The organism is Sphingomonas sp. J344 (assembly GCF_024700005.1).
Classification (GTDB): domain Bacteria; phylum Pseudomonadota; class Alphaproteobacteria; order Sphingomonadales; family Sphingomonadaceae; genus Sphingomonas.
In genome coordinates, this window is sequence record NZ_JAJONB010000001.1 from 2716552 (window position 1) to 2741907 (window position 25356).

The 25356-nt window shown below is 64.7% G+C and carries 24 protein-coding genes, 1 tRNA gene and 1 pseudogene; 11 read left to right on the top strand and 15 right to left on the bottom strand.

The features are described from left to right. The first annotated feature begins 44 nt into the window (after positions 1-44). The 3 genes from LRS12_RS13780 (at position 45) to LRS12_RS13790 (ending at position 3470) form a co-directional block, all read left to right on the top strand. Positions 45-563 (top strand): pitrilysin family protein, encoded by a 519-nt coding sequence (locus LRS12_RS13780; protein WP_257845033.1) that lies wholly within the window; start codon positions 45-47, stop codon positions 561-563. A 212-nt stretch (positions 564-775) separates the two neighbouring features. Then, entirely contained in the window at positions 776-2116 is a 1341-nt protein-coding gene (locus LRS12_RS13785) for a hypothetical protein (protein ID WP_257845034.1), read from the top strand. A 109-nt stretch (positions 2117-2225) separates the two neighbouring features. Further along, the gene (locus LRS12_RS13790; protein WP_257845035.1) at positions 2226-3470 is read left to right on the top strand and encodes a hypothetical protein; all 1245 of its coding nucleotides are present in this window, start codon (positions 2226-2228) and stop codon (positions 3468-3470) included. A gap of 225 nt (positions 3471-3695) precedes the next feature. Here the strand turns inward: LRS12_RS13790 and rplL are convergent, their stop codons facing one another. The 12 genes and pseudogenes from rplL to rplK form a co-directional block, all read right to left on the bottom strand. Continuing rightward, on the bottom strand, positions 3696-4076 hold the full coding sequence (rplL, locus tag LRS12_RS13795; RefSeq protein WP_257845036.1) for a 50S ribosomal protein L7/L12: 381 nt from the start codon (positions 4074-4076) through the stop codon (positions 3696-3698). Between the two features lie 56 nt (positions 4077-4132). Continuing rightward, complete coding sequence (gene rplJ / locus LRS12_RS13800; RefSeq protein ID WP_257845037.1) at positions 4133-4648, bottom strand: 50S ribosomal protein L10; 516 nt, start codon at positions 4646-4648, stop codon at positions 4133-4135. Between the two features lie 444 nt (positions 4649-5092). Then, positions 5093-5410 (bottom strand): hypothetical protein, encoded by a 318-nt coding sequence (locus LRS12_RS13805; RefSeq protein ID WP_257845038.1) that lies wholly within the window; start codon positions 5408-5410, stop codon positions 5093-5095. 20 nt (positions 5411-5430) lie between these two features. Continuing rightward, complete coding sequence (locus tag LRS12_RS13810) at positions 5431-6912, bottom strand: murein L,D-transpeptidase (protein ID WP_257845039.1); 1482 nt, start codon at positions 6910-6912, stop codon at positions 5431-5433. A 74-nt stretch (positions 6913-6986) separates the two neighbouring features. Further along, a complete protein-coding gene (locus LRS12_RS13815; protein ID WP_257845040.1) occupies positions 6987-7817 on the bottom strand; it encodes an alpha/beta hydrolase in 831 nt (276 codons plus the stop codon). Positions 7818-7889: 72 nt separating this feature from the next. Next, positions 7890-8348: a YaiI/YqxD family protein gene (locus LRS12_RS13820; RefSeq protein ID WP_257845041.1), complete on the bottom strand. Its 459-nt coding sequence runs from the start codon at positions 8346-8348 to the stop codon at positions 7890-7892. A 339-nt stretch (positions 8349-8687) separates the two neighbouring features. Next, a protein-coding gene (locus tag LRS12_RS13825; RefSeq protein WP_374579991.1) for an IS5 family transposase occupies positions 8688-9465 on the bottom strand; the annotation gives its coding sequence in 2 pieces (ribosomal slippage) (positions 8688-9105 and positions 9104-9465; 780 coding nt in all). Between the two features lie 47 nt (positions 9466-9512). After that, positions 9513-11075 (bottom strand): DUF4011 domain-containing protein, encoded by a 1563-nt coding sequence (locus tag LRS12_RS13830; RefSeq protein ID WP_257845042.1) that lies wholly within the window; start codon positions 11073-11075, stop codon positions 9513-9515. A 76-nt stretch (positions 11076-11151) separates the two neighbouring features. Next, complete coding sequence (locus LRS12_RS13835; protein WP_257845043.1) at positions 11152-12216, bottom strand: type I restriction endonuclease; 1065 nt, start codon at positions 12214-12216, stop codon at positions 11152-11154. Positions 12217-12494: 278 nt separating this feature from the next. After that, positions 12495-14247: pseudogene (locus LRS12_RS13840) on the bottom strand (DEAD/DEAH box helicase). 181 nt (positions 14248-14428) lie between these two features. After that, the gene (gene rplA, locus LRS12_RS13845) at positions 14429-15127 is read right to left on the bottom strand and encodes a 50S ribosomal protein L1 (RefSeq protein ID WP_257845044.1); all 699 of its coding nucleotides are present in this window, start codon (positions 15125-15127) and stop codon (positions 14429-14431) included. Between the two features lie 4 nt (positions 15128-15131). Further along, positions 15132-15563, bottom strand: a complete 432-nt coding sequence (gene rplK, locus LRS12_RS13850; RefSeq protein WP_257845045.1) for a 50S ribosomal protein L11 — start codon at positions 15561-15563, stop codon at positions 15132-15134. A gap of 272 nt (positions 15564-15835) precedes the next feature. Between rplK and LRS12_RS13855 the strand changes: the two genes are divergently transcribed. From LRS12_RS13855 to nusG, 8 genes are all read left to right on the top strand, one after another. Next, positions 15836-15912, top strand: a tRNA-Trp gene (locus LRS12_RS13855). A 45-nt stretch (positions 15913-15957) separates the two neighbouring features. Continuing rightward, complete coding sequence (locus LRS12_RS13860) at positions 15958-16530, top strand: YqaA family protein (protein ID WP_257845046.1); 573 nt, start codon at positions 15958-15960, stop codon at positions 16528-16530. Between the two features lie 89 nt (positions 16531-16619). Next, positions 16620-16862 (top strand): hypothetical protein, encoded by a 243-nt coding sequence (locus LRS12_RS13865; protein WP_257845047.1) that lies wholly within the window; start codon positions 16620-16622, stop codon positions 16860-16862. Between the two features lie 91 nt (positions 16863-16953). Beyond that, on the top strand, positions 16954-17367 hold the full coding sequence (locus LRS12_RS13870) for a ketosteroid isomerase-related protein (protein ID WP_257845048.1): 414 nt from the start codon (positions 16954-16956) through the stop codon (positions 17365-17367). Beyond that, positions 17364-17951 carry a GNAT family N-acetyltransferase gene (locus tag LRS12_RS13875; RefSeq protein WP_257845049.1) on the top strand — a complete coding sequence of 196 codons (588 nt, stop codon included), beginning with the start codon at positions 17364-17366 and terminating at the stop codon, positions 17949-17951. Before LRS12_RS13870 ends, LRS12_RS13875 begins: the two co-directional genes overlap by 4 nt. Beyond that, complete coding sequence (locus tag LRS12_RS13880; protein WP_257845050.1) at positions 17948-19180, top strand: carbon-nitrogen hydrolase family protein; 1233 nt, start codon at positions 17948-17950, stop codon at positions 19178-19180. Before LRS12_RS13875 ends, LRS12_RS13880 begins: the two co-directional genes overlap by 4 nt. A 265-nt stretch (positions 19181-19445) precedes the next feature. Then, positions 19446-19643: a preprotein translocase subunit SecE gene (gene secE, locus LRS12_RS13885; RefSeq protein WP_257845051.1), complete on the top strand. Its 198-nt coding sequence runs from the start codon at positions 19446-19448 to the stop codon at positions 19641-19643. A gap of 25 nt (positions 19644-19668) precedes the next feature. After that, entirely contained in the window at positions 19669-20208 is a 540-nt protein-coding gene (gene nusG / locus LRS12_RS13890; protein ID WP_257845052.1) for a transcription termination/antitermination protein NusG, read from the top strand. Between the two features lie 129 nt (positions 20209-20337). Here the strand turns inward: nusG and LRS12_RS13895 are convergent, their stop codons facing one another. From LRS12_RS13895 to LRS12_RS13905, 3 genes are all read right to left on the bottom strand, one after another. Continuing rightward, positions 20338-21765, bottom strand: a complete 1428-nt coding sequence (locus LRS12_RS13895; RefSeq protein ID WP_257845053.1) for a HEPN domain-containing protein — start codon at positions 21763-21765, stop codon at positions 20338-20340. A gap of 215 nt (positions 21766-21980) precedes the next feature. After that, positions 21981-22760, bottom strand: coding sequence for a hypothetical protein (locus LRS12_RS13900; RefSeq protein ID WP_257845054.1), 780 nt, complete (start codon positions 22758-22760; stop codon positions 21981-21983). A gap of 189 nt (positions 22761-22949) precedes the next feature. After that, positions 22950-25268 carry a bifunctional diguanylate cyclase/phosphodiesterase gene (locus tag LRS12_RS13905; RefSeq protein WP_257845515.1) on the bottom strand — a complete coding sequence of 773 codons (2319 nt, stop codon included), beginning with the start codon at positions 25266-25268 and terminating at the stop codon, positions 22950-22952. Positions 25269-25356 lie beyond the last annotated feature (88 nt).

Genomic DNA, 25356 nt, shown 5'->3' on the forward strand with positions numbered 1-25356 from the left:
GGCTCCCGAGGCGGGGAGCGCGGGGGGATATCCCGACGCGGGTGATGAATGCGCTGTTGGGCGGATCGTTCAGCTCGCGCATCACGCGCAATATCCGCGAGAACAAGGGGTACACCTACTCGCCGGGGTCGAGCGTTGCGCTGTTGCCGACCAATGCGGTGTGGACGTTCAACGCCGATGTGACCACGGCGGCGACAGGGCCGTCGCTGACCGAGGTGTTCAAGGAGATACGTGAGCTGCAGGCGACCCCGCCGGGCGACGAGGAAGCGGCGGGGATGCGGCAATATATGGCCGGCCTGTTCGTCATCCAGAACTCCACCGCCGGCGCGCTGGTCAACACGCTGGCGACGCGCGATTCGCTGGGCCTGCCGCGCGACTGGCTGGAAAATTATGTCCCGGCGACCCTTGCGGTGACCAACGCGCAGATCAGCGAGGCGGCGAAGCGGCTGCCGCTCGACAAGATGACATTGGTGGTTGTCGGCGACCTGAAGGTCATCACGCCGCAGCTTCAGGCGCTTCCCGAACTAAAAGGCGTAGAATTCAAGACGGTGACCGTTCCCTGAACGGTTGTTCATCTTGAGGTGGAACTAAAAACGGGGGTGGCGAAAGTCATCCCCGTTTCGTTTCGGGGGTAGATTGAATCATCACTTGAACGTCGCGCGCCAACAACTCGCCGCAATTTCGAGCCATAGCTGCGACGAATCGCGGGTTCCACTTGTTGACCCCCGTTATGACCCACACAGCACATCATGCGCGACCCGCGCTTCGCCGAGCAGTGGCGCTGCTTTTCGCCGCCGCCGCTCTCCCCGCAACCGCCCTGGCGCAGGAGACGGTGACCCCGCCGACCGTGCTGGCCCCGGCCCAGCCTGCTCCGGCTCCGGCACCACAGCCCGTCACTCCACCTCCGGTCCAGACCCCAGTCGCGCAAACCCCGCCGAGCGGGGAGTCGCGCACAACGATTGCTCCCGGCGTCGCCGAGCAGGCCGAGCAGGAGGCGCGCGAGCGTGCCGCTGCGCGACGCGCCGAAGCTCCGGCTCGTCCGACCCGCGCGGTAGAAACGCCGCAGCGTGCGACCCCCGCTGCGGCTCCGATCCCAGCCCCCGTTGCTGCGCCTGAGATCACGCCTGCCGCGCCTACCTCGGCGGATCCCGTTGCGCAGACTGCGCCGCCGGTCGTCGATCCGGTGACCGAAACCGCGCCCGCACCGATCGAGGCCGCGCCGGGCGATGGCGGCACGATGTGGCTGATCCTGGCTGCGCTGGGCGGTGTTGCCGCGCTGATCGCTGCCGCGATGCTGCTGCGTCGTCGTCGTTCGGACGAGCCCTATATCGAGGATGAGGTCGTGGTCGCTGCGCCGGTCGAGTCGGCCCGTGAACCGGTGATCGAACGTCGCATGCCCGATCCGGTGATCCAGCGTCCGGTTGCCAATCCGGTCGCTGCTGCGCCAGCGTTCATCGCGCCGCGTCATGAGCGGGAGCTTGCAGAGCGCCTCGCGCCGGATGCGAAGCCGGTTACGCCCAAGCATGATGAAGCGAAGCCCGCACTGGAGAATGCGGCGCTGTCCGATGCCGACCCGGCGGATGTTGCCGCAGTGCTTGGCGGTGCAAAGCCGGCGGGCGGTCGTCCGCAGCTCGAGCTCGCGATGCGTCCGATCCGGGCTGGCATGAGCCGGCGTGGTGCTACGGTGGGGTTCGAGCTCACCGTCGCCAATGCGGGTGGTGCGCCTGCGAAGGACGTGCAGATTGGCGCGTTCATGCTGGGCGAGCACGGCGCACAGCAGAGCGAAATCGAGCGGATGCTGAGCAATCCGCCCACGGATTCGAGCCTGCCCGCCGCGACGATCGCGCCGGGGGACGGCACGACGCTGGAGGCCATGCTGACGATGCCGCGCGACGCGGTCGATGCGATCGCGGGCGACGATGACGGGTTTACCCCGGTGCTGGTCGCCGATGCCCGCTACCGCCTGCCCGACGGGCGCGAGGGGCGCACCGCTGCAGCGTTCCGCATCGGGCGCGTCAATGGTGGCACGCATCTGGAGCCGATCGCGATCCAGGACGATCCGTCGATGTACGTCGATGTCGAGGCCGAACTGGTCGGAGTACCGGCCAAGCTTTGATGCCTTATCACAATGCCCGTCCCGGTTTGCGCCGGGGCGGGTCGCTTTTCGGGCGGGCCTGCGCATTTTTTGGTGCGCGGGTCCGCCTTCTCCATGCTAGGCGCGGCGCGTGACTGCGTTGACCCTTCGCGCGACCACCGCGCTGACCACGATCCTGTTGCTTGCGAGCCCCGCTGTTGGCCAGGAGGCGCAGCGACCGACGGTGATTACGCCGCCGATCGGGGATTTCGACATCAACCCCAATCCGACGCCGCGTCCGACGCCGACCCCGACGCCGACGTCGACGCCGACTTCGGCTCCCGCGCCGCAGCCGACGGTGACGCCGGTGCCGATCCCGCCGCGCGCGACGCCCACGCCGCGTGCGACGACGGCACAGCCGACCCCGGTGGTGACGCCGCAGCCAGGTGTACAGCCAACCGGGCAGCCAGCGCCGCAGCCGAGCCCAACCCGGTTCGGGCCGTCCGACTTTACGGCGGTGGCGACGCCACAGCCGGGGCCGAGCCCGGCGGTATCTCCTGATGCCCAGGCTCCAGCGGCCGTGCAGAGTGACGGCCTTGGGGCGACGGTCGAGGCCCTTGATGCCTGGCTCTGGCCCGCTCTCGCTGCGACAGCCGCGTTGGCGGTGGGACTGATTGGCGGGCTTGCGATTGCCGGTCGCCGCCGTCGTCGTCGCGAAGCGGTGGATGAGGTGGAGGTGGCCGAAACTCCGGTGGTCGCGTCGCCGCCGACACCGGGACCGCCGGCGCGTGCCGGGGTGGCCAGCCCGCCCGCGCCGCCGCGCCCCGCGCCGCAACCCGCCGCGCCCGCTCCGCGGCCGGCACCTGCTGCGCCAGTCGCGCCGGTGCCGCCACCGCCGGGGCCGCTGGTGACCGAAATCCGCCCGCTGCGCGCGGCAATCCGTGACGGGATGGTGAGCATCGATTTCGAGCTCTACATCCAGAATCGGGGGCCGGAGTCCGCCGACAATGTCCGCGCGGTGCTCGCGCTATTTTCGGCCAACCCGGATCAGGACGCGCAGATTGCGGGCTTCCATGGCGCGGCGCGGATGGCGCCGGGGTCGGAACCGTTCAGCATCGCGCCGGGTGGCATCCACATGCTGAAGGGCCAGGTCAGCCAGGCGGCCGACCAGATGCGGGTGGTCAATGTCCAGGGCAAGCCGATGTTCGTGCCGATCCTGCCAGTCGCGCTCAAATGGTATGCCGGACTTTCGATCCGCACGCTGCGCGATTGCTTCATGGTCGGCACCGTGCCCGCGCCGGGCAGCGATAGGCTGGGGCCGCTTTGGGTCGAGCGGGCGGCGGATGGCTTCGGGCGGTTGGCGGCGAAGCGGTATGTACCGAAGGATGTGGGGTAACTGAATCCTCCCCCGAACGGGGGAGGCGGACCAGCGAAGCTGGTGGAGGGGGCCCGAGGCAAGGGAATCCGACGGCTCGGGCCCCCTCCGTCAGCGCTGCGCGCTGCCACCTCCCCGTGCCGGAGAGGATTTTTGCAGCTCGCCTCAACGAGGCAGCCGCCCAACGAAAAGGGGCGGCCCGTTGCCGGACCGCCCCCTTCATAAGCTGCTGATGCAGCCGCGAGATTACTTGATCTCGACGGTCGCGCCGGCTTCTTCGAGCTGCTTCTTGAGCTTCTCGGCTTCGTCCTTCGACACGCCTTCCTTGACGGCCTTCGGCGCGCCCTCGACGAGAGCCTTCGCTTCGGTCAGGCCGAGGTTGGTGATGGCGCGGACTTCCTTGATGACGTTGATCTTCTTGCCACCGTCGCCGGTGAGGATCACGTCGAACTCGGTCTGCTCTTCAGCAGCCGGAGCCGCGCCGCCGGCAGCGCCGCCAGCAGCAGCAACCGCGACCGGAGCAGCGGCGCTGACGCCCCACTTCTCTTCGAGGAGCTTCGACAGCTCAGCGGCTTCGAGGACGGTCAGTTCCGACAGCTGGTCAACAAGAGCGTTCAGGTCAGCCATTTGATATTCCCTTCAAAAATTCAGATTGGTTCGAAAAATCGCAAATGGACGTCGGCTCAGGCCGCGTCCTTCTCCGCATAGGCATTGAACACGCGGGCGAGCTGCGCCGCGGGTGCCTGGGTGATCGACGCGAGCTTGGCTGCCGGGGCCTGAAGCAGGCCGACAATCTTGCCGCGCAGTTCGTCGAGCGAAGGCAGCGATGCGAGTGCCTTCACGCCTTCCGCGTCGAGCAGCATGCTTCCCATTGCGCCGCCGACGATTTCGAGCTTGTCGTTCGTCTTGGCGAAATCCGTCACCACCTTGGCGGCGGCGACCGGATCGGTCGAATAGGAAAGCGCCGTCGGACCCGTCAGCAGGTCCGCGAGCACCGAGTAATCGGTGCCTTCGATCGCGATCTTGGCAAGGCGGTTCTTTGCGACCTTGTAGCTCGCGCCAGCTTCACGCGCCTTGTTACGGAGGTCCGTCGACTGCTTGACGGTCATCCCGAGGTTGCGGGTGACGACCACCACTGCGACCTCGTTGAAGGTGCTGTTCAGCTCGGCAACGGCCTGGGTCTTCTGAGAACGATCCATGCCTGTCTCCTCACTATGCCCCGGCCAGGGCCGGAGCGGTTACGCCAGGAACCGGGCGGCTGCCCGATCCCCATTGTCCGTGGGGGGCATGATCGTCAGGGCCGGAAGGGTCCGGCGGGCTGACCCGGAGGCTCCGCAATGCGGATACGACCGGCGTAAATCTCTGTCCCCGTCTTGGCGGGAAATTAAGTGCGGCCAAATGCCGCACACCCACTGTCTCGGACGGAACGCGCACCGGTTGCCCGGTGATGCGAAGGCGCGCTCATAGCGGGTGGGGGACAGGAGTCAAGTGTGGGGTAGTCCAATCCTCCCCCGCAAGGGGGAGGTGTCAGCGCAGCTGACGGAGGGGGAGGACGGCGATGCCCTTAAGGCTCAAGCCGCAGTGCTTCCTCCCCTCCGTCGCCTTCGGCGCCACCTCCCCCTGGCGGGGGAGGATTAACAGTGTCACTCCGCCGGGGCGGCCTGGTTGCCCGAGCTGTCGCCGCGCTGGACGCGGGCGGTCATGCCGACCGATTCGGCGTCGTCCTGAATCTGCGCTTCGTCGGGGGCCGCCGGTTCGGCGACCGGGGCGGGAGCCGTGGCGTTGTCGGTGGTCAACGGTGCCGTTTCGGTGACATTCTCGTCCGCCGGCAGGTCTTCGGTCAGCTCCATCGCGTTGACGGCATTTTCGGCGGGCGCGGCTTCCTCCGACGCGCCCGAGCAGGCTGCGAGCGCGGCTGCGGCGGCGAGGGCGGTGGCGAGTTGGATCGTGCGGCGGTTCATTGGCTTTCTCCCCTTGTTGCTTAGCGCGCCGACTGGGCCTGGGTGGCCGATCGCGCCTCGATCTTCGATGCGAGCGTCTTGTCCCAGTTATAGGGATCGCCGCGGAAGTTCATCGTCCCGCTCGCGCTGCCATAGGCGGTCCAGTAGAGCAGATAGACCGCGACCTGCTTTTGCAGCGGCACGCGGGTGGTCTTGCCCCCGGCGACGGTCTCGGCGATCTTTTCCGGCGTCCATACCGGGTCGCCGGTCAGCAGCAGATTGGCGAGCTCCGCAGGCCGTTCGAGCCGGATGCAGCCATGGCTGGCGAGGCGGTCGAAGCGCGAGAAGGTGCCCTTGGTCGGCGTGTCGTGCAGATAGACCGCGAAGGGATTGTTGAAGTCGAACTTGAACTTGCCCAGCGCCGAGTGCGAGGGAGCCTGTTGCAGGCGGCGGTTGGCACCGGTGCCGATGATCTTGAACCCGTTGCGCGCCAGATAGGCTTCGCCCTTCGGGAACAGCTCACGCGCGGCGATTCCGGCGGGAACGTTCCAGGGCGGGTTCACCACCACCGAGTGGATGTTCGAAACGAGCATTGGCGTCTCGCCGCCGCCCGGCTTGCCCGTCACGCCGCGCATCGACATTACCGGGCGGTCGCCCTCGAACACTGCGACGCTGGCCGAGGCGATATTCACCTGAACCCGGTCGGTCGGCATCGTCTTGGGCATCCAGCGCCAGCGTTCCATGTTTGCCATGATCTGGCGGATGCGCCCCTCGACCGGAACGTTGAGCGCGCCCAGCGTGCCGCTGGAAACGGTGCCGGTGGGATTGAGGCCATAGCGGCGCTGGGCGCGGACCACGGCTTCCTTGAGTTCGGCGTCGAAGCTGTCGCCGAGCCGCGCGACGCCGTCATCTTCAACCGCGAGCCGGGCGCGCAGCGCCGCGACGCGCGGGCCGGTCGCCCCGACGCTCATGTCGGGGCCGGCGGCAATCGCGCTCCAGCCGCCCGCGGATTCGATCAGGCGGTAGCGGGCAAGCCCGGCGCGCAGCGTCTCATAGCCCTCATAGGGCGGGGCGAGATCGGCGAACCATTGTGTCAGGCGGTTCTCCGCCAGCGCGCGGGTGAAGCCGGGCTGCGGATCCCATGCGGCGGGGCGCAGCGCCCAATCCTCCTGGAAATCGGCGGTGTCGAGGCGACCGATATGGATCGCGCGGGCATAATCGAGCGCGGCGCGGACGAGGCCGACATCGTCGGTGGGAAGGATTTCCGCCGCCTGGGTCGAATAGCGCAGTCCGTGCGCGATGCGGCCCTGCACGATCAGGCGGCGCAGTTGCTCCGCCTGATCCGCCGTCACGGTCGGCAGGGGCAAGGGAGTCGGAAGCGGCTGGACCTGAAGCGGCGCGCCGGTCGGCGTCGCGCTGGGCGACGGTGAGGGCGAAGGTGCCGCCGTCTGCGCCAGCACGGGTGCGGCGGCTGCAAGCGCCAGAGAGGCCGCGACCAGACGCGGCCCGGGTCGTGCAAACATCGAAAACTGCTTCCTTGTCACCGGTGACGCCGATGATAGGGCGGGCGCGGGTGAATGTCACCCGCTTCCCGCCGTCAGTTCGGCGCAGGCAGCCGCGCCGCGATCCAACTCTGGATGTCGGCCATCACCTTTTCCTTGCCGGTGTCGGCGAGCAGATCGTGATAATGACCGTCATAGAGTTTGAGCGTCTTGTCCGCCGATCCGGCGCGGTCGAAGAAAAACTGGCTGCCCGCGGGCAGGGTGGCGTGATCCTCGGTGCCATGAATGATCAGGATCGGCATCGAAAAGGCGCCGAACGCCACTTCAAGGCGCTTGTCGGCCCTCCACATCTCGCCCACCGTCCGCGCGGGCTGGGTCTCGTCGGCGATCAGCGGGTCGGCGTCCATCATCGCGACATGCGTCGGATCGCGCGAGAAATCGGCGTTCTTGAGCTTGAGCACGCCGAGGCGGGGCAGGAAGCCGCCGATCCATTGCAGCAGGTTGAGCGCGAAGCGTGGCGCGGGCACGCGGAAGGCGAAGCTATGGCAGATCAGCCCGGCGAGCTGCGCCTGATGCTTGAGCGCATAGCTGGTCGCGATCACCCCGCCCGCGCTATGGCCCATCAGGAAGATGGGAAGGCCCGGATGGTCGGCGCGGGCGCGGTCGAGGGCGAGTTGCAGGTCAGAGAGATAGTCGCCGAAATCCTCGACGAAATAGCGTTCGCCGTCCGACTTGCCGCGCCCGCGCAGATCGACCGCGTAACAGGCATAGCCCGCCGCGTTGAGCTGTTCCGCCGGCCATTGCATGTGCCCGCCATGCGCATTGAAGCCGTGCTGGAGGATGACGACGGCCTTGGCGTCGGCGAGCGGCCAGCTGTGCAGGTTGATTCCGGTTCCGTCGGGGTGGGTGATCCTCGTCTCGGTCATGCGCGCCTCCAGATCAGAGTCGGGATCGCTATCACGCAGCCGTAACGACCGCGATTGCATTTTGAGTAAGCGTCAGCCTAGTCGCGCCAGCCGGTTCAAAGCCTCGTCGAGTGCCGAGAGGAAGCGCGAGCGGTCCTGCTTGGCGAAGGGAGCGGGGCCGCCGATCTGGTCGCCGCCCGCGCGCAGATCGGCCATGATCGCGCGGGTGGCGATGGCAGCACCGATCGAGCTGGTGGTAAAGGGTTTGCCATTGGGCGCGAGCACCGCTGCCCCGGCCTTGAGGCAGCGGTCCGCAAGCAGGATGTCGGCGGTGATGACCACCGTTTTCGGCCCGGCACGCTCGGCGATCCAGTCGTCCGCAGCGTCGAAGCCGTCCGAAACGATCTCGCGCGCGATCAGCGGGTGATCGGGGATGCGGATGAAGCTGTTGGCGACGATCGTGACGGGCACTTCGCGCCGCCACGCGACCTTGTAGATCTCGTCCTTTACCGGGCAGGCGTCTGCATCGACGAGGATGTGGAGGGTGGTCATGCTGCGGTCCACACATCGTCACCCCGGCCTTGTGCCGGGGGAAGAACTATAAGCATCGAGTAGGCATGGGGCTACCACGCCCTGAGTGCTCATAATTTCTGGCTGCACTTCGCAGCTATTCCGGTGCATCGGTACAGATAGGAGTCGCGCCGCCAAGATTGGCGGCGCGACTTTAATCACAAGGCTAGCGGATCAATGGCCGCAGCCTACGCTACCACTTTGGCCGTTGCCGCAGCTCCCATCTCCATCGCACCCGCCGGGGGCGAAGGAAGCGAACACCTGATACTTGTCGATCATCAGTCTATCCTTTCGTCGGTTGTTAATTGCTAGGGTCGGGACTCATAACCACCATGTGACGGCTGCGGCGAGGTAGATGGCGCTGAGGAAGTTGGTGGCGAGCTTGTCGTAGCGGGTGGCGATGCGGCGATAATCCTTGAGGCGGCAGAACATGCGCTCGACGGCGTTGCGGCCCTTGTAGAGCGTCTTGGAGAAGCAGCTTTTCCAGCGGCGGTTCGTCTTGGAGGGGATGTTCGGAACGGCACCCTGCCGCTCGATCAGGTCGCGGATCGCATTGCTGTCGTAAGCCTTGTCCGCGAGCACGATGGTGCGCGGCGCGAGATCATCGAGCAACACATCGGCTGCGCGGCAGTCGGCGACCTGGCCACCGGTCAGCAGGAAGCGGAGCGGCCGACCTTCGCCGTCGGTGAGCGCGTGGAGCTTGCTGTTGCGGCCGCCCCGGCTGATCCCGATCGCCTGGACGAGCGCCCCCTTTTCCACCGCCCGCGGAGCGGTGCGCCTTCATATGCGTGCTGTCGATCAGGACCTCGGCGGGCGGCCCGCCTGCTGCCGCGAGCGTGACGAACAGCTCCTGCCACACACCCTTTGCCGCCCAGCGCACGAACCGGTTGTAGAGCGTCTTCCTCGGCCCGTAGCAGGCCGGCGCGTCGACCCAGCGCCCGCCCGACTTCACCACATGAATGATGCCGCTGATCACCCGCCGATCATCGACCCGCGCCACACCGCGCACCTTGTCCGGCAGCAGCGGACGCAGCCGCTCGAACTGGGCTTCACTCAACCAAAACTCGCTCAAATCCACGCTCCTGCTGGCGCAGCGCATGAATCACATCCCAGCCGCCAAGGGAATCCCGTTTATGGGTCCCGACCCTAATTCAACGGGCTGCAGGTCGAGCGCGCCGACTCCCAAAAAGGATGGGAGCGCAGGTTACCCAAGGATTGAAGCAGAGAACCAAATTCAAGAAGGTCGTTGGCAAGTTCGCGCTCTTTTGCCTTCGGCATCGTTGCCAGCGCATCGGCTTCAAACATCGGCGTTGGTGCATCCATGCCGATATAGCGAGCTTGGCGGGCGAGCGCGGAGAATGGCGTTTCACCCGTTTCACCAATCGGTGTGTGCAGCGCGTCTGCGATCCGGTTTAGGCGATCCCTTGTTTCTGTCAGCGCAACAGGCGCTTGCGGCATAGCGGGAATGGCTTGCGCGGCACCGAGCGTCCTTGCGATCTCCGCCAGTACAACCTTTTTGTTCGCCGATTTGGAATGCAGTTCGAGGCAAACGTCTCGCAGGCCGACTTTGACCAAGCGATCGTGCACTACCGAAAGCGCAGCCATTTTTTCCGCGACGAATAAGACGGTTTTGCCCTCTTTCGCAGCGGCCGCGATGATATTGGTAATGGTCTGACTCTTGCCGGTGCCGGGTGGCCCCTGAACGACCAAGTTCCGACCAGAGCGCACTTCTTCGATCACGCGCGCCTGACTGGAATCCGCATCGACAACATGAAACATCTTTTCAGGTGGCAGAATGTCATCGAGGCGGTCATCGGGTCCAAACAGCGGTTGTTCGGAATCGAACCCTTCGTACAATAGCCCGCGTGTCAGGGCGTGGCCCTCCAACGCGCTGTCAGGCCACGCATCCAGTGCGAGGTCGAGATACATCAGAAGCTTTGAAAACGAGAAAAATCCCAGCTGCATCGCATCGCTGTCGATTTTCCATCGCGCGCGGTCGGCAACTACACCTTGGACCTGCGCGTAATAATCGGAGGGTTTCCAGTTATCTCCGACTTCAACCGGGGGAAGTCTGATCCCGAAATCCTCAGACAGTCTTTGTTGCAGTGGTAGATTTGTGATCAAATCATCATCCCGCAACCTAATGTCATAGGTTGAGGTTCGGGCGTTGCGGACCAGCTCCACCGGCAACAGGATTAGCGGAGCTTCGCGCGCCACGGTTGAGGTTGTGTCCTCGAACCAAGTCAGAAATCCGAGAGCGAGGTACAGAATGTTGACGCCTTGCTCTTCCTCTGCCGTTTTCGCTTCACGCGCGATCTTGAGCAGCTTCTTCGCCAGTCCATCCGGCCCTAATCGCGTCTCTAGCTGGTTGTCGGTGTAGCGGTCGGTTCCGACCTCATCGAAATCCTCATTCGCCAAGACAATATCCGACGCATCATCACCGCGTCGGGTATCATGCCCCAGCGCGCGAAACCGCATGGCTTTGCCTGACGAGAGGATCGCCCACACATCATCGGAACGCTCATTGACGATATTCACAACATTGCCGCGCGTGTTCGCACGGTTGACGTGAACAAGCCGATTTCGCGTACCCGTCTCTACAAGCCGTTTGCGCGTGTCATCGAAGAGCTTCTGTATCGAGCGGGCAGAAGCAGATTGCTCGCCATTGTTATCAAATTTGCCGTCATCCAGCGGTGCTTCTTCATGCACGGGCTGAGAACCTTTCGATACATCGCAGCGGGACTGAATTGCCTGAAAGCGTAGATTTCAGCTCTGGGAATGCGGCTTAATCACCCTTCTTGCTATCAAGCTCGCTGATGCGCGCTTCGATTTGTGGCGCGAGCTTATAAATGTCAGTCAGGTCGCTGATTAGGTTTCGCGTCTCCGTCTGGCCGTCGAATGTCCCGACATATTTCGTCGTGAGGCCATTGAAGTGAAGTCGAGCCAGCGACTTACGATTATTGTCGTCCAGCAGAACTGCGCAATAGGATTTCGCATCGCGCATAACGACCCGCTTGGGATCGATGAGCTTGGAAGCGATGGCCTGTACGATCCTAAAGCCGCTAATTTCTTCCTCGGTGGTGATAACCTCTTCCGTCGAGGATGCCCCCGGTCCCTCGTCATGTTCGGGAACAGCCGAGGCATTCAGCGCGGAGGTAAGCCGATCATTCACATGGTCACGCACAATCGCCGAGAAAGAATTTGCGATGAGCCGCGTGAAGTTATCCTTCACCTGCGATGTTATCTGGCCTGAATAAACGCGCTTCGCGATCAGGCGAGCAAACTCTTCCGATGCCGTACCCATTTCGCTTTCCAGCTCCTTGCGGACGAGCGATTCAAGTTTCAGATTGGATGCCTCACGCACGATAGCGTCGATATCGAAACCGGCTTTGGTGAAACTTTCGAGGATACGCACGTCAGACTTACGCACCGCGTCTAAGCTCAGCGTAAAGAACGGCTGCGTATCCATCTTGTTCGGCTGATCAAGATCAGAGAAAAACTTATAGATTACGCCGTTCGTTAGGATCGCAAGCCGAGCGTCCGTTACGCTAAAATAGCGGAACAGCTGCGATGCGTGGTTGATCGTCAGGTCGCCGGTAGAGGGCTTGCACTCAATCAGGATCGAAAGCTTGCCGTCGATGCAAATTGCATAGTCGACCTTCTCACCCTTTTTGGTGCCAACGTCCGCGACGTATTCCGGCACAACCTCGGAAGGATTGAATACGTCATAACCCAGCAGGTTGATGAATGGCATGACGAGAGCGGTCTTGGCCGCTTGCTCCGTGAGTAAGACTTCCCGATGCTGCTGCGTCTTCGCCGCCAGCTCAGTAAGACGAGTCGCCAAATCCATGCTTTCCCCCTAAAACCCCGAGGCGGGAACTTGCATGTGAATCAGGCGGAACGCAATCGAGCAACTATTCAGAACGGTTGGTTCTCAACACTTGCGCGAGTGGTGTGGTACGCAAGTGTCCATATTCCACCAACAGCTCTTCCCCCGGCCTTGTGCCGGGGTCCACTCATCAACGCTGCCCAACGCTCGTGGCGGGTGCAGCGCAGGAGCTGCGAGCACCGGGACATGCGGCCCAGTGGACCCCGGCACAAGGCCGGGGTGACGAGCGTGGCTGGAAATCACCGTTTCGGCGGCTTGCCGCGATGGGGTTTCGGCGCGCGCGGCGGCTGGCCGCCGCCCGGACCCGCAGGGCGCGCGCGGTGCATCGGGCGGCTATGGTCGCGCGGCTTGAGCTGGCGACGATGATCGTTGGGCGCATGATCGCCGCGCGTTCCGGGCGGCGGCGGACCGTCGGCCTGCTCGATCAGCACATCCTCGTCCGGACCTGCCGACTTGGCGACTTCGCGCATGAAGCGGTCGGCAATCGCGCGCGGCACCTGAAAGCGCGTCTCGCCTGCGCCGATGCGGATCGCACCGATCTCGCTCTTGGTGACATGGCCGCGACGACAGATCAGCGGCAGGATCCAGCGCGGATCGGCATTCTGGCGGCGGCCGATATTCATCCGGAACCACACCGTATCGTCGAAGCCGGGACGATGGACCTGGCCGCGCTGATCGGACGGGCCGCGGTCGATCAATTCCTCGGGCGCGGGCATCGACGCGCGATGCGCACGGACCAGAGCGGCAGCGATATCCTCCGCAGTCATCTTTTCCATCAGCTCGGCGGCGAGTGCGCGATCGTCCTCGTCTTGCTCGACCGGGGCGGTGATCTTCTCGATCAGGCGGTCGCGGTCGCGGGCCTTGATGTCCTCGACGCTGGGGACCGGCAGCCACTCGGCGTTGATCTTGGCCTGCTTCAGCGTCATCTCGACCCGGCGGCGGCGCGGATAGGGGACGATGAGCACGGCGGTGCCCTTCTTCCCGGCGCGGCCGGTGCGGCCCGAGCGGTGCTGAAGCGTCTCGGCGTCGCGCGGCAGCTCGACATGGACGACCAGGCTCAGCGTCGGCAGGTCGATGCCGCGCGCGGCGACGTCGGTGGCGACGCAGACGCGCGCGCGGCGGTCGCGCAGCGCCTGAAGCGCGGCGTTGCGTTCGCTCTGGCTATGCTCGCCCGACAGCGCGACCGCGGCGAACCCGCGCTCGGTCAGCCCGGCATGGAGGTGGCGGACATTGTCGCGCGTCGCGCAGAACAGCATCGCCGTTTCCGCCTCGTGGAAGCGCAGCAGGTTGATGACGGCGTGCTCGATATCGGATGGGGCGACGGCGATCGCCTGATAGCTGATGTCGCCATGGCCGCGATCCTCGCCCACGGTCGAGACGCGGTGCGCGTCGCGCTGGTAGCGGCGAGCGAGCGCGACGATCGGCTTGGGCATGGTCGCCGAGAACAGCAACGTGCGGCGCTCAGACGGCGTGGCGTCGAGCAGCGCCTCCAGCTCCTCGCGGAAGCCCATGTCGAGCATCTCGTCGGCTTCGTCGAGGACGACGGCACGGATACCCGACAGGTCGAGCGCGCCACGCTCCAGGTGGTCGCGCAGCCGGCCGGGCGTGCCCACGACGATATGGGTACCGTGCGACAGCGCGCGCCGCTCACGCGAGGCGTCCATGCCGCCGACACAGGTGGCGATGCGCGCGCCCGCGGCGGCGTAGAGCCAGGTGAGTTCCTTTGCGACCTGCAGCGCCAGCTCGCGCGTCGGTGCGATGACCAGCGCGAGCGGGAGGCCGGGGGGCGGGGAGGGTGTCGCCGTCGAGCAGCTGATCGGCGATGGCGAGACCGAAGGCGACGGTCTTGCCTGAGCCGGTCTGGGCGGAGACAAGCAGGTCGCGGCCGCGCGCGTCGTCCTGCGTCACTTCGGCCTGGACCGGGGTGAGCGCGGTATAGCCGCGCTGGGTCAGCGCCTCGGCGAGGCGGGTGGGGAGGTGCGAAAAAGGCATCAAGCTCACAAATATGCCGCGCGCCCCGCGGGCAGCGCGTCGAAACCGGGATTGTCGCGGGGATTTGACCGGCCCCTAGCGCATTTTTGTGGACTTGGCGAGGGGGGCGATGTGCGCGCGTCAGCAACAAAAAAGGGCCGGGTTTCCCCGGCCCTTTTCGATTTTCGCAGGGTTGCGAAGATCAGATCGCCGAGACCTCGGCGACGTCGACCTTCACGCCCGGGCCCATCGAGGACGAGACCGCGACCTTGCGCAGATACTTGCCCTTGGCGCCCGACGGCTTGGCCTTGACCACCGCATCGACCAGCGCATCGAAGTTCGCGCGCAGGTCGGCGGCCGAGAACGACGCCTTGCCGATGCCCGAATGGATGATGCCGGCCTTTTCGACGCGATATTCGACCTGGCCGCCCTTGGCAGCCTTCACCGCTTCGGCGACGTTCATGGTCACGGTGCCGAGCTTCGGGTTCGGCATCAGGCCCTTCGGACCCAGCACCTTGCCGAGGCGGCCCACCAGACCCATCATGTCCGGGGTCGCGATGCAGCGATCGAACTCGATCTTGCCGCCCTGAACGATCTCGAGCAGGTCTTCGGCGCCGACGACGTCCGCACCCGCTTCACGGGCTTCGTCCGCCTTCGCGCCCTTGGCGAACACGCCGACGCGCACGGTCTTGCCGGTGCCGGCGGGCAGGGTGACGACGCCACGGACCATCTGGTCGGCGTGACGCGGATCGACGCCCAGGTTCAGCGCGACTTCGATCGTTTCGTCGAACTTTGCGGTCGCGTTCTTCTGCGCCAGCGCGATGGCTTCATCGACGCCGTACAGCTTTTCGCGGTCGACGGTGCCGGCCAGGGCCTTCTGCTTCTTGGTCTGCTTAGCCATGGGTTCAGCCCTCCACCACTTCGAGGCCCATCGCGCGGGCGGAGCCTTCGATGATGCGCGTCGCGGCATCGAGATCGTTGGCGTTGAGATCCTTCATCTTCGCGGTCGCGATTTCGGCGAGCTGCGAGCGCTTGATCTTGCCGGCCGAGATCTTGCCCGGCTCCTTCGAGCCCGACTTGAGGTTCGCGGCCTTCTTGATGAGGTAGGTGGCCGGCGGCTGCTTCGTTTCGAAGCTGAAGCTGCGATCGGCATAGACGGTGATGACGGTGGGAAGGGGGGTGCCCTTCTCGACTTCGCCGGTCGCCGCGTTGAACGCCTTGCAGAACTCCATGATGTTCACGCCGCGCTGACCCAGCGCCGGACCGATCGGCGGCGAGGGGTTGGCGGAGCCCGCAGGCACCTGGAGCTTGATATAGCCCGTAATCTTCTTTGCCATGTGTCTCACTCTGTCGCTGGACGCGGCTTGCGGCCACGCCCGGTTCAAGTTTAGCGGTCCAGACGCCCCGGACTTGTGGTCCGATGCTCCCGCAATTCCAACGGTAGCCGGTGGAAGCGCGCGCCCTTAACGGGGAAGCGCGGAGAAGGCAAGCGCGGGCTTTATAGCTTGCAATGTTGGAATTCGTATGTTCTATATATGTTCCGTTCTGCATTTGGTCGCAAGCGGCTCTTGTGTGATTTCCAAAGCGTCGCTAAAGCGCACCACCGCACAGGGGTGTAGCTCAGCTGGTTAGAGCGTCGGTCTCCAAAACCGAAGGCCCTCGGTTCGAATCCGAGCTCCCCTGCCATCTTCTCCGGGCGCGCCCGGACCCCTTGCAGAGGTTTCGCCCCGCATGTTCCGCGCGCTCTATGACTGGACGCTGAGGCTGGCCGGTCATCGCCATGCCGACCGCTATCTCGCGACCGTCAGCTTTGCCGAATCCAGCTTTTTCCCGATCCCGCCCGACGTGATGCTGGTGCCGATGGTGCTGGCGCGGCGCGACAAGGCGTATCGCATCGCGACGATCTGTACGATCGCGTCGGTGCTGGGCGGGCTGTTCGGTTATGCGATCGGATACTTCCTGACCGGGTTCGCGCATCAGGTGCTGGAATTCTTCCGCGAGGGCGCGTTCGAGGAGTTCACGCACTATTACACCGAATGGGGTGCGGCGCTGATCCTGGTCAAAGGATTGACCCCGATTCCGTTCAAGCTGGTGACGATCGCGAGCGGCCTGTCGCACTATCCGCTGGGCATCTTCATCCTGCTGTGCACCATCACCCGCGGTGCGCGCTTCTTCCTCGTCGCGTTCCTGCTCAAGAAATATGGCGAGCCGGTGCAGAAGGTGCTGGAGGAGCGGCTGAACCTGATCGGCTGGCTGGTGCTCGCCGCGCTGATCGGCGGCTTTGCCGTGGTGGCATTGCTCTGAATTTGTTTCGTTAGCGATTTTTCTATTGCAACGCACACAAAGTTCTGAAATAGCGCGCTTGTTCAATTTTTGAGGTGCTCGAGATGTTCATGAAGGTCGCCGCTGCAGCGCTGATGCTGGCCAGCTCCGTTTCCGTCGCGCAGGCGAACTCGGCGCAGTCGCTGAGCCTGAGCAAGGCCCAGGCAGCTCGCGCAACCACCGCCACTGGTGAGAAGAACGAGCAGTTCCAGCTCAGCCCGCTGGTGCTTCTCGGCGGCATCGTCGCGGTTGTCGCCATCCTGGAGCTGACCGGCGCGATCAACATCTTCGACGACACGCCCGATTCGCCGTAATCGGCAATCGACCGTTCGGTCAGTGAAAATGGCGGCCTCAGGCCGCCATTTTTGTTTGTGTTTCCCGTGACGACGACCGCATAGGCGGGCGATGCACGATGCCGACGCAACCCGCCGCCTGATCAGATCCTATTACGCCGCGTTCAACGCGGGCGATCACGACGCGATGCTCGCTTGCCTGACCGAGGATGTCGCGCACGACATCAACCAGGGCGGGCGGCAGAGCGGGAAGGCGGCGTTCCGCGATTTCCTGAAGCATATGGATCGGTGCTATCGCGAGCGGCTGACGGATATCGTGGTGATGACGTCGCAGGACGGCGCGCGCGCGGCGGCGGAGTTTGTCGTGCACGGGGAATATCTGGCGACCGATGAGGGGCTGCCCCCGGCGACCGGCCAGACCTATGTGCTCCCGGCGGGGGCGTTCTTCGAGGTCCGCGACGGGCGGATTGCCCGCGTGTCGGTCCACTACAACCTGGCCGACTGGATCGCCCAGGTCGGCGGATGAGCGTTTCCGTCCGAACGCTCGGCCCCGGCGAGGTGCAGGACCGCATCGCCGATCTCGCGCGGCTGCGGATCGCGGTGTTTCGCGAGTGGCCTTACCTTTACGACGGCGATGCCGGGTATGAGAGCGGATACCTCGCCGCCTTTGCCGCCGCGCCGCACGCGGTGCTAGTCGCGGCGTTCGATGGCGATGACATCATCGGCATGGCAACCGCGTCGCCGCTGGCGGCGCAGGGGGCCGCGGTGCTGGAGCCGGTCGCGGCGCACGGGTTCGATGTCCCCACGACCTTTTACTTCGGCGAATCGGTGCTGTTGCCGCAATGGCGCGGGCGGGGGATCGGGCATGCGTTCTTCGACCAGCGGGAGGCGGGGGCACGGCGGGCAGGGGCGGCGCACGCGACCTTCTGTTCGGTGATCCGGCCCGACGACCACCCGATGCGGCCCGAAGGTGCGCGCAGCCATGCCGCGTTCTGGACCGCGCGCGGCTATCGCGAAGTGCCGGGGCTGGTCTGCACGATGCGCTGGGCGGACATTGGCGATGCGGGCGAAACGCCCCATCAGCTGCAATTCTGGAGCCGCGCCCTATGACCGCCTTCACCCTTGCCACCGCCGCCTATCCGGTCGAGCAACTGACCGACTGGGATGCCTATGCCGCCAAGATCGCGCGCTGGGTGGGCGAGGCGGCGGAGGGCGGGGCGAAGCTCGCGGTGTTCCCCGAATATGCCGGGATGGAACTGACCGCGCTCGATGCGACGACCGTCGAGGACCTGCACGGGTCGATCGCGGCGCTGGGGTCGCTGGTCGAGCGGGTCGATGCGCTGCATGGCGAGCTGGCGGTGCGGCATGGCATCCATCTCTGCGCCGGGAGCCTGCCGGTGCGCGAGGGCGATGGCGTGTTCCGCAACCATGCCCGGCTGTTCGCGCCGAGCGGGAAGAGGGGCACGCAGCGCAAGATCGTGATGACGCGGTTCGAGCGGGAGATCTGGAACATCGGCGCGGGATCGCCGCTGCATGTGTTCGACACCGATCTCGGGCGGATCGGGATCGCGATCTGTTACGATGTCGAATTCCCGTTGCTGGTCCGCGCGCAGGTGGAGGCGGGGGCGACCCTGATCCTTGCGCCATCGGCGACCGATACGCTGCACGGCTATTACCGCGTGCGGGTGGGGGCGCAGGCGCGGGCGCTGGAAAACCAATGCTATGTCGTGCAGGCACCGGTGGTGGGGGACGCCGAATGGACCCCTTCGCTCGGCACCAGCCATGGCGCGGCGGGGATCTATGGCCCGCCCGATCTGGGCTTTCCCGAAGACGGCGTGGTCGCGCAGGGCGCGGTCGATGCGCCGGGTTGGGTGTATGGCGAGATCGACCCGGCCAAGGTCGAACGGGTGCGGCGCGAGGGAGCGGTGTTCAATCACCGCCACTGGGACGACCAGGGCGCGCGGGTGACGCTGCCCCCGTCGAGGTCGTCGATCTGCGTTGAGGCATGCTGTCAGGTTCCGACCGACGACTGCGGCGATGCGTCGCGGCTAATCCGCGTGGCGTCCCCAAACCGGATGGAGAATGCCATGCTGAAGAAATTCATGACCACCGCGATGACCGCCGTCGCATTGATGAGCGCGAGCGCCCATGCTGCACCCGCCCAGTCGCTGAGCCTCACGCATGGCATCGCGCAGGCGCGTGCGACCACCGCAGTAGAGGACGGCAATGCGCTGGCCGGGCTGCAGGGGCCGGGGCTGGTCGCGGTGCTGATCGGGACTGTGCTGGCGGTATGGGGCATTGTCGAACTGGCTGAAGACGACCGGCCCGATAGCCCCTGAGCATCGCGGCGACGGTCGATGACCGGGGCGGGCGCGGAGCTTTGGCTCCCGCCCGCTTCCGCTATTGGGGCCACCCCGCCCGACGATCGCCGGGCATGTTGCCGCGCCCTTGATCGGTTGCGCCCAAGCCCCTTGCCCCCCTGTCGCACAGTCGCTAGATAGCGTCCCCAATCCGACAGCGTGATGGGGTTCGCCGGGTTCCTTACCGTAGGAGCCGGGCGGAGAAACCTGTCCCGAAGCCGGGCATTTTATTTGTGAGGCAGACGTGGCGAAGACCAATCCGCTGGAATTCATGCGCCAGGTGCAGGCAGAGACCAAGAAGGTCGTCTGGCCCACCCGCAAGGAAACGATGATGACCGCGATCATGGTGTTCATCATGGCGACGCTGCTCGGCATCTTCTTCTTTGGCGTCGACCGTCTGTTCGGCGCGATCGTGAACTTCCTCCTCGGCCTTGCAGGCTGAGCGGCCAGATAACGGGAAATATTCCATGGCGGCGCGCTGGTACATCATTCACGCCTATTCGGGCTTCGAGAACAAGGTGCGGGACCAGATCCTGGCCGATGCGACGCGGCTGGGCCTCGACGCGCTGGTCGAATCGGTCGAGGTGCCGGTCGAGACGGTGACCGAAGTGCGGCGCGGCAAGAAGGTGCAGTCGGAGCGGAAATTCTTCCCCGGCTACGTCCTCGCCAAGCTGAGCATGAACGACGACGTCTATCACCTGGTCAAGAATACGCCGAAGGTGACCGGATTCCTGGGATCGTCGGGCAAGCCCCAGCCGATCAGCGAAGCCGAAGCCGCGCGCATCCTGAACACCAAGGAAGAAGCCGCCGCCGCGCCCAAGCAGCAGATCAAGGTCGATTACGAGATCGGCGATTCGGTCAAGGTGCTGGACGGCCCGTTCGCAAGCTTCAACGGCGTGGTCGAGGAACTGGATTTCGACAAGTCGAAGGTCAAGGTCAGCGTGTCGATCTTTGGGCGTGCGACGCCGGTCGAGCTGGACTTCGATCAGGTGGAGCGGTCGAAGTAAGGCTTCGCACCATTAGTGGGTTACGGGAAAGCCGGGGTGGGAGCCCCGGCTTTTTTGTTGGGGCAAATGTCTGAAGGTCGGTTTTGAGGAGGCCGTCAGATAACAGACACAAACGAACGTCGTGTGGCATCAAAAAGGAGCATTCTCGCTCTCCCATAGCTGCGCGAACTCTCGATGCCGCCGGATGAGACCCCCTATATCGTCAGCCGAAACGCCGAGACGACGCAATAAGAGAACGGTCAGCAGTACTATGATGCGGCGGCTTGCCCAATACATTCCCGATCCGTCTAGCTTCTTTTCCTCGAGGTCAGGCGAGAAATGGGTGTAGTAGTTTCTGGTGTCGACTAACTGTTTAATAAAGCTCTTATTTAACGCGGGAGGAAGTTTTCCGAACTCATCTTTGATCGTCCTGGCTATAGATTTAAGGCGCTGGCTCAAACTCGGCTCGTTCGTGAATCTGTAGCTCTGAATGAGTCTTTCTCTCATTTCCTTCGTGGCTGAATCTGGTATCGCGGCAATCAACTCTTCCCGAACTTTCTCGAAGTTGGCTTGGTCCATGACGGTCTGCGCTGAGGTCCTTCGGTGAAAGACCTCAAGCGCCTGAACCGCAAGAATGAAGCGGACGTTAGTATACATCTGGCGCTGCCCTTTGATCGTGAAGAGCAGGTCAAGCGCCGAACCTAGATTCTCGTGCTCACTAAACCATACCGCTGCCGCGTCAGGATTGAATCTCAACAGTTCGGGCCCCGAGACAATCGGTTTGTCGTGCCGCCGCCATTTGTCTGCGACCGGGTGCTGCATCCGGGCGTAGACATGGACCTCGCAGGTCATCGTTTCGCCAATCCCAACCTCTACGTCGGGACCCCGCAACTCCAAGGAGAGTAGTGGAAGATGGTAACCCGAGCAGAGTGATGCGAGACCTTGAATGCGGACCGCGCGGTTGAGGTGCCAGTCAAGTGACTTTGCCTCCGTTGGTCTAATGCCCATCTGGCTCAAGACTTCAATCGAGTATCGAGTGTCGATATCATTGTTCGAGTAGAGATTGCCCACCGTGGTTATTTCAAAATCATCGACCGTTGCGAAGTAGATCTCGCGCGGCTTCTCAGCGCGCAATGTCGCAACTTTGCTCTCCGTTTCGAACGAAAAAGTGAATGGATTGTGCTCCAACCATTTCTCGATTTCTTGAAAGCGCAAGTAGGATTTTGAAAATATCGCATCGTCGCTCTTCGACAGGTGGCACCCCACGAGAAGCATGTTCGAGTTCCATGTCTCGTTCGCGATGCCCGGCATGTTCATCTGCCGATTTGTGCTGAAAGCTCGGAGGAGGGTAACGGGCTTCCCCTTCTTTGTGACACCGTGAATCGTTAGATTCTCGCTGTCGCCGGATAGCGATGCGTTGAATGCCGTTACGAAGTCTTGGAGCGTCCCGAGTAACTTGAGGACCGGACCATCCTCAAGATCGAAGGACAGGGTGCCGGGGACCTGATTCTTGTCGTCACCCTCCAGCCACCAGAGACCTTCCTCGGAAAAAGAGTCGTTCAAACCCGCTGCTGGCATAAATGACTGCCTCCCCACCTCGCCATATGACGCTCGACTTCGACGCTTAGTTCAAACATCGCAAGGAGGTACAACATAGTAGCCCCAAGGGTCGCACTAAATGCCGCTAAGGTATGAAAGATCTTAGAAATTGGGGTGAGCGAAGCGAGGCTCACCCTTTCCCCTTCCGCCACCCCTTGACCTGATCGAGCGCCGGTAGCGTCGGGAACGGCTCCTCAAACGGGCTTTCGCTGGTCGCCGCCGTTGCGGAGCGGCGTTCGGCTTCGGCCACGTCGAAGGCGTCGCGGGCGCGTTGCAGGCGGGCCTTGTACATTTCGGACAGGCGGTAGCTGTGCGCTTCGCTGCTTTCGCCGCGGCGGCGCTTGAGGTGCGGGGGGTTCTTCCTGGAGGCGGACGCTCTGGTGGTGGAGGCGGAGCAGCATCATCGCCTCGTCCGCGGTCATGCTGGGGATCGCCGGGGGATCATTGTGGCGCCAGGCGTCGTCGCGATAGCTGGATGCCAAGGCGGCCTCCATCAGCGCCAGTTCGACGCGCTCATAGCCGGTTTCGAGCGCGAGCTGCATCTCGCGGGCGAAGGCGGGGCTCTGGCGGCGGCGGGCGTAGAAGGCGGAGTGGCTGAAGCCGGCGGCTGCGGCGGAGAGGCGGACGTTGGCGGTGGCGCTGAGCGCGGAGAGGAACGCCTGTTCGGCGGCGCGGTCGAGCGCGCGGGCAGGGAGGGCGCGCAGCTGCATGCGGCTTGATGCGGTGCGGACCGCGCGGGGTTCGCTGGTGTCGGGTTGCTGCCCGGCTGTGTTGAGGTTCGCATGGGCGAAGACGAGTGCGGCGTCCCATTCGGCGGCGAAGGCGGGGTCGCGGGCACGACGCTTGGTCATGGTCGAGCGGTGGAAGCCGAGGCTGCGCGCTGCCTCGCGCGCATTGCCGGTGCGGCGCAGCGCGGCGAGGAATGCGGCGTTCTCGTGCGCCTGACGGCGGTTGAAGGGGCGGGGTCCGGTCACTGGCCAGTGTTCCGAAACCAAATCCAACATTGCAAGGGGGTATGTTGGGGGGCTGCTCCCTCTCTCCGCTTGCGGGGAGAGGGTTGGGGAGAGGGGGCTTGGGGTTTGGGATTTGCCTACCGGACTGCCCCTCTCCCGGCCTCGCTTTGCTCGGCCACCCTCTCCCCTGAAGGGGAGAGGGGAGATAGGTCACGCCACGCGGACCGCGTCGTGCTGGCTGTCGCGGGTGGCGAGGGTGCGGGCTTCGGCGACGGGGAGGGGGCGGCCGAAATAATAGCCCTGGACCTTGGTGCAGCCGAGCGACTGGATCAGCCGGTGCTCGTCCTCGGTTTCGACGCCTTCCGCCGTGGTGGCCATGCCGAGGCTCTGGGCGAGCGCGACGACGGCGCGGATGATGGCGATCGCCTCCTTCTGGCCCTTCGACGCGCCCTGGACGAAGCTGCGGTCGATCTTGATCGAGCTGAAGCGGGTACGGCTGAGGTAGCCGAGCGAGGAATAGCCGGTGCCGAAATCGTCGAGGCTGAGGCGGACGCCCATGTCGAGGATCGCCTCCAGTGTCTGAACCGCGGCGGTGCCTTCGCGCATGAACACGCTTTCGGTGACTTCGAGCTCGAGGCGGCTGGGGTGGAGGCCGCTTTCCTTGAGCGCCTTGGCCACGAAGGGCGCGAAATTGGCGTTGTGGAGCTGTTCGGGGCTGACATTGACCGCGACGCGGATCGGGTCGTCCCATTTCGCCGCCTCGATGCAGGCCGCGCGCAGCACCCATTCGCCGATCGGGGCGATCAGGCGCGCATCCTCGGCGAGCGGGACGAACTTGACCGGGGAGATCGGCCCCAGTTCGGGGTGGGTCCAGCGCAGCAGCGCTTCGAATCCCATCAGCGCGCCGGTGCCGGCCTGGACGACGGGCTGGTAGAGGAGGTGCAGCTCGTCGTTCTCAACCGCGGCGCGCAGCGCGATCTCGAGGACGCGGCGTTCCTCTGCCTCGACATGGAGCTGGGGTTCGTAGGAGTGGAAATTGCCGCCGCCGGCGTCCTTCGAGCGATACAGGGCGAGGTCGGCGGAGCGGATCAGCATTTCCGCAGTACGCCCGTCGCGCGGTCCGAACGCGAGGCCGACGCTGGCACCGATATAGAGGGTGTGGTGATCGACGTCATAGGGGGCGGACAGGACGTCGATGATCGTCCGGGCCAGCGCCTCGACTGCAACCGCGTCATTGGCATCGCGCACCACCACGGCGAACTCGTCGCCGCCCAGGCGTCCGATCGTCTCATTGGGGGTCATCAGCTTTTTGAGGCGTTCGGACACGCGCATCAGCAACCGGTCGCCGACCGGGTGGCCGAGCGTGTCGTTGACCGCCTTGAACCGGTCGAGGTCGATCATCATGAAGGCGCAGCGCGCGTTCCACTTGTCCGCCTCGGCCATTGCGGTCGCCAGCGCTTCGTTGATCAGCAGGCGGTTGGGCAGGCCGGTGAGCGTGTCGTAGCGCGCCATCTTGCTGATCTTGTTCGCCGATTCGCGCGCTTCGGTGACGTCGGAGCCGACCCCGCGAAAGCCGATATAGCCGCCCTCTTCATTGAAGCGGGGCGAGCCGGTCAGCTCCCACCAGCGTTCTTCGCCATCGACGATGACGGGCAGGAGGATGTCGCGGAACGGCTCGCGCTTCTTGAGCGATTCGGCGAGGTCGCGCAGCCCTTGCGAGAAATTGCCGCTTTCCCAGGCCGAGCCGGCGAGCACCTGAAGGAAGGGCATGCCGTTGATCGCCTTGGGATCGACCCCGAGCGAGACGGCGAAACGGGGATTGGCGCGGAACACGCGGCGCTGGGCGTCGGTCTCCCACAGCCAGTCGGCGCTCTTGTCCTCGAACTCGCGCAGCAGCAGGCTCACTGTTTCGTCGCGTTCGCTGAGCGCGATCTCGTTGGCGCGAATGACGACCAGCGCCTTGCCGCGGGCATAGCAGGCGATGACGAGCAGGAGGGTGAAGAGCAGGGTCGCGGCACCGAGCGCGGGCGATTGGGTCAGGGCAAGTGCGGTGGCATTGGCGCTGCCGAGCACGACGAGGAAGCTGATCGTCGCGAGCGGCAATGCGGCCATCGCGACGGAGGAGGCGACCATGAGAATCGACAGGACGATCCACAGTCCGGTCGCGGCCTCGGCATTGGCGAAGGAGCCGAACAGCAAGGGCGCGATCGACCACACCGCGCCGAGTGCGATGCCGTCGAGCATCGTGTCGCGCACGTCGCGCAAGCTGGCGGTGCGTTCGGTGCGGTGACGCACGGCGAGGCGGCGGAAGGCGACCGCGACGCCGACTGCAGCGACCAGGGCACCCCAGCTGGCGAGCTTCCACAGCGGGACCAGGCTGGAGAAGTTGAGCACGATCAGCGTCGCGCCGAGCACATTGGCGGCGAGCATGAACAGCGCGAGCTGGCTGCCCGCATTCATTTGCGCAGCACGGATCGGTCCCCAGTCGGTGGTATCCGCTGGGTCATAAAGGCCGAGCAGCGCGCGCATGTCGATGCGCGGCCGCGCGAACTGGGAGGTGGTCTGGCTCGTCACCCGGGCAGATTACCGGGGTGGAGGTTAGCGATCCGTTAGAGTT